8 protein-coding genes are annotated in these 6,466 nt (G+C 70.4%); 5 read left to right on the top strand and 3 right to left on the bottom strand.

Going from position 1 to position 6,466, the window contains the following annotated elements:
* Positions 1-347: TonB-dependent receptor (locus IPN03_05895; GenBank protein MBK9373257.1), on the bottom strand; the 347-nt coding region annotated here is incomplete at its 3' end.
* A gap of 66 nt (positions 348-413) precedes the next feature.
* Here IPN03_05895 and IPN03_05890 point away from each other — a divergent pair.
* Together IPN03_05890 and IPN03_05885 are read left to right on the top strand one after the other, a co-directional pair.
* Positions 414-662 (top strand): hypothetical protein, encoded by a 249-nt coding sequence (locus IPN03_05890; GenBank protein MBK9373256.1) that lies wholly within the window; start codon positions 414-416, stop codon positions 660-662.
* Between the two features lie 32 nt (positions 663-694).
* Positions 695-877 (top strand): hypothetical protein, encoded by a 183-nt coding sequence (locus IPN03_05885; protein ID MBK9373255.1) that lies wholly within the window; start codon positions 695-697, stop codon positions 875-877.
* Here the strand turns inward: IPN03_05885 and IPN03_05880 are convergent.
* Both IPN03_05880 and IPN03_05875 read right to left on the bottom strand, forming a co-directional pair.
* Positions 855-1,226: a carboxypeptidase regulatory-like domain-containing protein gene (locus IPN03_05880; protein MBK9373254.1), complete on the bottom strand. Its 372-nt coding sequence runs from the start codon at positions 1,224-1,226 to the stop codon at positions 855-857. The genes IPN03_05885 and IPN03_05880 overlap by 23 nt on opposite strands.
* 105 nt (positions 1,227-1,331) lie before the next feature.
* Positions 1,332-2,492: a substrate-binding domain-containing protein gene (locus tag IPN03_05875; GenBank protein ID MBK9373253.1), complete on the bottom strand. Its 1,161-nt coding sequence runs from the start codon at positions 2,490-2,492 to the stop codon at positions 1,332-1,334.
* 223 nt (positions 2,493-2,715) lie between these two features.
* On the opposite strand from IPN03_05875, the gene modB reads away from it, so the two are divergent.
* From modB to sppA, 3 genes are all read left to right on the top strand, one after another.
* Complete coding sequence (gene modB, locus IPN03_05870) at positions 2,716-3,411, top strand: molybdate ABC transporter permease subunit (protein ID MBK9373252.1); 696 nt, start codon at positions 2,716-2,718, stop codon at positions 3,409-3,411.
* Entirely contained in the window at positions 3,381-4,469 is a 1,089-nt protein-coding gene (locus IPN03_05865) for an ABC transporter ATP-binding protein (GenBank protein MBK9373251.1), read from the top strand. Before modB ends, IPN03_05865 begins: the two co-directional genes overlap by 31 nt.
* Positions 4,470-4,563: 94 nt before the next feature.
* The gene (gene sppA / locus IPN03_05860; GenBank protein ID MBK9373250.1) at positions 4,564-6,444 is read left to right on the top strand and encodes a signal peptide peptidase SppA; all 1,881 of its coding nucleotides are present in this window, start codon (positions 4,564-4,566) and stop codon (positions 6,442-6,444) included.
* Positions 6,445-6,466 lie beyond the last annotated feature (22 nt).

The raw sequence follows: 6,466 nt of genomic DNA, 5'->3' as shown, positions 1-6,466 counted from the left end.
CCTTCGTAGTTCTGCCCGTAGATGCTCGAGTCCTCGGGGACCGGGTTCCACTTGTAGTTCTGGTAGCTGACCGTGGCCTCGTTGAGGACGTTCCCGAGGATGATCGTGTGCTTGCCGCGGACCGTCCAGACGTCGTTCTTGACGTTCTCGGCGGCCTGATAGCTCGTCGCACCGCCGAAGCCGCGGATGTCGGTCTCGTGACGGTAGTCCCCCGGAGACGTCGACGTTGAGCTGTCGTTGAGGGTCGCGGAGAGCTGCCGAAGAAGGAGCGTCGACCGGAACTCGCTCGGGTAGAGCCCCTGGTACTGGGTGAAAGCCCTGCCGGAAGGCCGGGGACCAGCCCCCACGTCCCGGCCGGGACCTCGTTCTCGCGGTCCCGGGAGTTCCCCTCGTAGGCTGCGAAGAAGTGGACCTTGTCCTTCACGATGGGGCCGCCCAGGCTCAGCCCCGGCTGCCAGCGGGTGTATTCCGGGCTTGACGGCTTCATACCCGCCTGGTCCCGCCTTCCCTTGCGTGACGCCGTCGATCGCGACGAGGCTCTTGTTCTGGTAGTAGGCGAAGACCTCGCCGCGGAGATCGTTGCCCCGGACTTCGTCACCGCGGTAGATCACGGCGCTCGACGCCTTCTGGTACTCCGCCTGAAGTTCTGGGTGATGACTTGAACTCTGGACGGCGTTCTGCGGGAAGGATTCCCTTGCTGGAATCCTGCCCGACCGACCCCCTGGAGGATGTCGTTCTTGTAGCTCGTTCCGTCGATGAAGACGTTCGTATTCATCGAGCGCTGGGCGCCGTAGCTGAACTCCTGACGCTCCTCGTCGCGCGAGATGCGGACGCCGGGGCGATGACGGCGGCGTTCAGGAAGTTCCGCGACGACTGAGGAAGCATCTGGAGCTGGTCCGTGCCGACGTTCGTCCCGATCTCCGACGTGATCCGCTCACCTGGGCCTCGGCCGACGTGGCGACGACCGAGACCTCCGCGGCGAGCTTGCCGGGCTTCAGCGCGATGTCCTGCGTCAGGCTCTGGCCGACGCCGACCTGAATCGCCTTCTTCCAGGGCTCGTGGGCGCCGGTGGCGACGGCGACCTCGTACCTCCCGGCCGGGACGACGAGAACGTACGTGCCGTTCACCGCGACCGCTGCCGAGGATCTCGTGCCGGACGCGGTGTTCACGGCCAGACCGTGACGCCGGGGATCGGTCCCTGCGGAGTCGGTGACCGTACCCCGCACCTGGGCCCGTCGTCGTCTGCCCGAACGCGGGCAGGGCGACGAGGGTCACGGCGACGAGGACGACGGCCGGGATGGTCAGGAGGGCCTTCAGCCCTGCGTTTCGTCTCATGATGCCTTCCTCCTTCGATCGGATGCTCTGTCGGATGCGGGATGGGAAGCGGGCGCGACGGGACACGGCCCGGTCGTGGTGACCGCCCCGCGGCGTCCGGTCGAATCCCGGAGGACGAGGCGGATCGGAAGGACCTCGCGGGCCGCGTGCGAGGCTCCGTCCCCCGACACCTCGACCAGGAGCCGGGCCAGCGCCCGCTCGCCGAGGGTGCGGATGTCGAGGCGTACCGTCGAGAGCGGCGGGCTCGCGAAGCGCGCGATCGGGATGTCGTCGAAGCCCGCGACGGCGATCTCCTCCGGGACCCGCACGCCCGCGCGCCGGAGCGCGAACAGGATGCCGATCGCCATCGAGTCGTTCGCCGCGAAGATCGCGGTCGGCCGCGGCGAGAGCCTGACGATGGCCTCTCCCGCCGCCTGGCCCGACTCCTCGCCGAAGTCCCCTTCGAGCTCGATGAGCGCCTCCGGCGGCCGTCCCGCGGCACGGAGGGCGTCCCGGCATCCCCGGCGACGCTCGGCGGCATCGAAGTTCGACGCCGGGCCCGTGACGAAGGCGAGGCGCCGGTGGCCGAGGTCCAGGAGGTGCGTCACCATGGCGCGCGCCCCTCCCCGGTTGTCGACGTTCAGCGCGGGCTGGAGCGCTCCCCCGGGAGCCGAGTTCAGGAAGACCACCGGAAGCGAGGGAGGGAGACACCCCTCGAGCTCGCGGGGCGAGGCGTTCGGGGACATGACGATCACGCCGTCGACCCGACCGTGCATCGCCCGGAGAACGGCCCGGGTCTCGGCGACGTCGCTGTGGGACGAGGAGACGAGGACGTGATACCCGGCCTGCCTCGCGGTGAGGTCGATGCCGTGGATGACCTCGGAGAAATACTCACCCCACATGTCGGGCAGGACGACGCCGATCGTGTTCGTCCGGTTCGTGATGAGGCTCCGGGCCGCCGCGTTCGGCGAATACCGGAGGCGCGCGACTTCCGCCTCGACGCGCAACCGCGTCTCGTCCTTCACCACGGCCGTCCCGTTGACGACGCGGGAGACGGTGGCGACGGAAACCCCGGCGGCCTGCGCCACCTCCCGGATCGTGACGCCGGCGCCGGCCGCCTCGGGCGCGCTGCGTCCGGCGTTCCTGGCTCGGGGGGCGGTTCGGCGACTCGGGGTCATCGCGAATGTAATCGTTTACATTCGGACGTTACCTCCGCGCGCCACGCGAAGTCAATCGGGAATTCACCCGGAATTCACCGGGGCTTCTCCCGGGGCTCGCCGAAGGACGGAGCCGGCCGCGCCGGCTCTCCGCCTGGGCGCGATAATCCATCCCCGTGACGCCCAGTCCCGTCGCCAGCGCCTTTCCCGTGCTCCCTTTCGCAACCGGCTCGCGGGGCGCGCGCTGAGCGTCGACGTTCCAGCCCTTCTTCTCAGCGTGAAGCTCTCGGCCGCCACCGCGGCCGTGCTGGTCGCGCTCGGTCTGCCGCTGGCCGCCTGGCTCGCGTTCTCGACCGCCCGATGGAAACCGCTCGTCGAGGCCGTCGTCGCCCTTCCGATCGTCCTCCCCCCGACCGTTCTCGGCTTCTACGTCCTCCTCCTCCTCGGCCCGAACGGGCCCGTCGGCCGCGCGGTCGAGTCGCTCTTCGGAGCCCGGCTCCCCTTCACGTTCGAGGGGCTCCTCGTCGCCTCCGTCCTCTACAGCCTTCCGTTCGCGGTCCAGCCGTTCGCCGCGTCGTTCGCGGCGGTCGACCGGTCGCTGCTCGAGGCCGCCGCCTCTCTCGGCGCCTCCCCTTTCGAGACCTTTCGCCGGGTCGTCCTACCCCTTTCGCGCGCCGGGGTCGTCACGGGCATCGTCCTGTCGTTCGCCCACACCCTCGGCGAGTTCGGGGTCGTTCTGATGATCGGCGGCAACATCCCGGGGGAGACCCGGACCGTCTCCGTCGCCATCTACGATCACGTCCAGGCGCTCGACTACGACTCCGCAGGAGCCACGTCGCTGGTGCTCCTCGCCGTCTCCTTCGCCGTCCTCGCCGCCACGTACGCCCTGCAGCGCCGAACCGTCTCCGCATGGCCGCACCGCTCGAAGCCCGCTTCGTAAGGCGGTTCCGGGGAGGGCCGGCGATCTCCGCCGACCTCGTCCTCCCCGGCGGCGACGGCCCCGTGACGGTCCTCTTCGGCCCCTCGGGTTCCGGAAAGACGACCGTCCTTCGCGCTCTCGCGGGCCTCGACCGCCCCGACGAGGGAACGATCGTTCAGGGGGACGAGACCTGGCTCGACACGGCACGAGGCGTCTTCGTCCCAGCCCGCCGCCGCAGGGTCGGGCTCCTCTTCCAGGACTACGCCCTCTTCCCGCACCTCACGGCACGCCAGAACGTCGCATTCGGCCTGCACCGAACCGGGAGCGCCGAACGGGCGCGGCGGACGGCGGAGGTGCTCGCGCTGCTCAAGCTCGACGGCCTCGGCGATCGGCGTCCGGCGGAGCTCTCGGGCGGCCAGAGGCAGAGGGTCGCCCTCGCCCGTGCCATCGCCCCCTCTCCCCGGCTGCTCCTTCTGGACGAACCGCTCTCGGCTCTGGATGCGCCGACCCGCGAGGAGCTCCGCGGGGATCTGCGAGCGCTCCTCCTGCGGCTCGGCGTCCCGGCCATCGTCGTCACGCACGACCGTATCGAGGCGCTTGCCCTCGGCGACCGGATGGCGGTCATGGTCGACGGAGGGATTCGGCAGCACGGCCGGGTGGCCGACGTTTTCGAACGGCCGGCAGACCGGGACGTGGCGCGCTGCGTCGGCGTCGACACGGTCCTCGCAGGGCGTGTCGTCGAGGCCGCCGAGGACCTCGCCACCGTCGAGGCGCACGGCCTGCGCCTCGCGGCCGTCGATCGCGGCCTCCGGGGAGACGTCTGGGCCCTCCTCCGCGCTGAGGACGTCACCCTCGAACAAGGCGGCGGCGCCCGGAGCAGCGCCCGAAACCACCTCCCCGGCATCGTCGCGTCCGTCACCTCAGAGGGACCCCTCGTGAGGGTCGTCCTCACCTGCGCGGGCACCCGCCTCTCGGCCCTCATCACCCGTGCCTCCCGAACCGAGCTCGCCCTGGCGGAAGGCGCGGAGGTCTTCGCCGTCATCAAGGCGCCATCGATCCACCTCGTGCCGCGGACGTGAGCCCGGGTCGCACACCCGGCCCTGGCTGCGACCGCTCTTCAAACCCCGAAAGCCCGTTCCGCCGTACAGTCCCTGCGAAAGAGGAATGCACTCCATGAACGACAACCGGCCCCATTCCCTTCCCCGCCGCGTCTTCTCCGGCCTCGGCCGCGGCCTCGACCAGTCCCGCCGCGTCTTCGTCAACGTCCTCTTCCTCGTCCTCGTCGTCGGCCTCCTCGCCGCCGCCCTCGCGGGCGGGCCGAAGGTCCCGAAGGGAGCTGCGCTCGTCGTCGCCCCGAAGGGCAACCTCGTCGAGCAGGTCGCGGCCCGCTCGCCGCAGGACCTCGTCGCCGGGCTCGCCGGGAGCGGCAGGGCCGAGGAGACCCTCCTGAAGGACGTCCTCGACGCCCTCGCCGCCGCGAAGGACGACGCGCGGATCTCCGCCGTCTACCTGGACCTCGACGAGATGGGCGGGGCCGGGATGACGGTCCTCGAGGACGCCGCGGCCGCCCTGCGCGACTTCCGCACGTCGGGCAAGAAGGTCATCGCCGCGGGCGACGCCTTCGACATGCGCGGGTACTACCTCGCCGCGCAGGCCGACGAGGTCCTCCTCAATCCGGATGGAATGGTCCTGATCGAGGGCTTCGGCCGCTACAGGACGTACTACCGCGAGGGCATCGACAGGCTCGGCATCACCTGGAACGTCTTCCGCGTCGGCGAGTACAAGTCGGCCGTCGAGCCCTACCTCAGGAACGACATGTCTCCCGAGGCGAAGGAGGCCGACCTCGAGTGGCTCGGCGACATCTGGCGGGCGTACCTCGCCAGCGTCTCCAAGGCACGCAAGACGACACCGGAAGCGCTGACCGCCTTCATCGAGGGCATGCCCGAGCTCCTGAAGGCCACCGGCGGCGACACGGCGAAAATCGCCCTCGAAGCAAAGCTGGTGGACAAGCTCGCCGCCCGCGACGAGGTGCGCAAGCGGATGATCGCCCTCGCGGGCGAGGACGAGAAGTCGAAGTCGTTCAAGCAGGTCGCGATGGCCGACTACCTCGAGGCGCTCGGCAGCGACCGGCCCGGCGCGAAGGGCAAGGGCGACAAGGTCGCCGTCGTCGTCGCCAAGGGCGAGATCGTCGACGGGTCGGCCGGACCGGGCCGGATCGGCGGCGATTCGACCGCCGCCCTCATCCGGAAGGCCCGGCAGGACGAGAAGGTCAAGGCGATCGTCCTGCGGGTCGACAGCGGCGGCGGCAGCGCCTTCGCCTCGGAGGTGATCCGCCGCGAGCTCCAGCTCGCCCAGGAAGCGAAGAAGCCCGTCGTCGTCTCGATGGGGTCCGTCGCCGCCTCGGGCGGCTACTGGATCGCGACCTCCTCGGACGAGATCTGGGCCAGCCCCGAGACCATCACGGGCTCGATCGGCATCTTCGGGATGTTCCGCACCATCGAGAAGCCGCTCGCGAAGTACCTCGGCATGCACGTCGACGGCGTCGGCACGACCTCCTGGGCCGGCGCCCTGCGAATCGACCGCGAGCTGCAGCCGAGGGTCGGCGAGTCGATCCAGCAGATGATCAACCACGGCTACGAGGAGTTCCTCGTGCGCGTGGGCAAGGCCCGCAGGATGAGCCGCGACGACGTAGACAGGATTGCCCGCGGCCGGGTCTGGAGCGGAGCCGACGCGAAGGAGCGCGGCCTCGTCGACAAGCTCGGCGGCCTGCAGGACGCGATCGCCTCGGCGGCGGCGAAGGCCAAGCTCGGCAAGACGTACCAGGTGACGTACGTCGAGAAGGAGCAGTCGCTCAAGGAGCGGCTGATGGCCAGCCTCTCGGTCCGCGCGACCCGGATCGCCGCGGCGTTCGGCACCACCCTCGCGCCCAGCCCGGAGCCGGCCGCGGGAGCCGGAGCCGCCATCCTCCGGGCCGTCGCGGACGAGGCCGACCGCCTCTCCGTCTGGAACGACCCCCGCGGCATCTACGCCCACTGCTTCTGCGAGGTGAAATAGCCTCTCGCGAGGACTGCGTGCC

The sequence above is a fragment of the Holophagales bacterium genome, from assembly GCA_016719485.1.
GTDB lineage: Bacteria > Acidobacteriota > Thermoanaerobaculia > UBA5066 > UBA5066 > UBA5066.
The sequence above is the reverse complement of the archived record's forward strand: the minus strand, read 5'-3'. Positions and strand labels throughout refer to the sequence as shown.

Coding starts and splice junctions, on each gene's coding strand:
- sppA (MBK9373250.1), top strand. CDS start 4,564: ATGAACGACAACCGGCCCCATTCCCTTCCCCGCCGCGTCTTCTCCGGC.
- IPN03_05865 (MBK9373251.1), top strand. CDS start 3,381: ATGGCCGCACCGCTCGAAGCCCGCTTCGTAAGGCGGTTCCGGGGAGGG.
- IPN03_05875 (MBK9373253.1), bottom strand. CDS start 2,492: ATGACCCCGAGTCGCCGAACCGCCCCCCGAGCCAGGAACGCCGGACGC.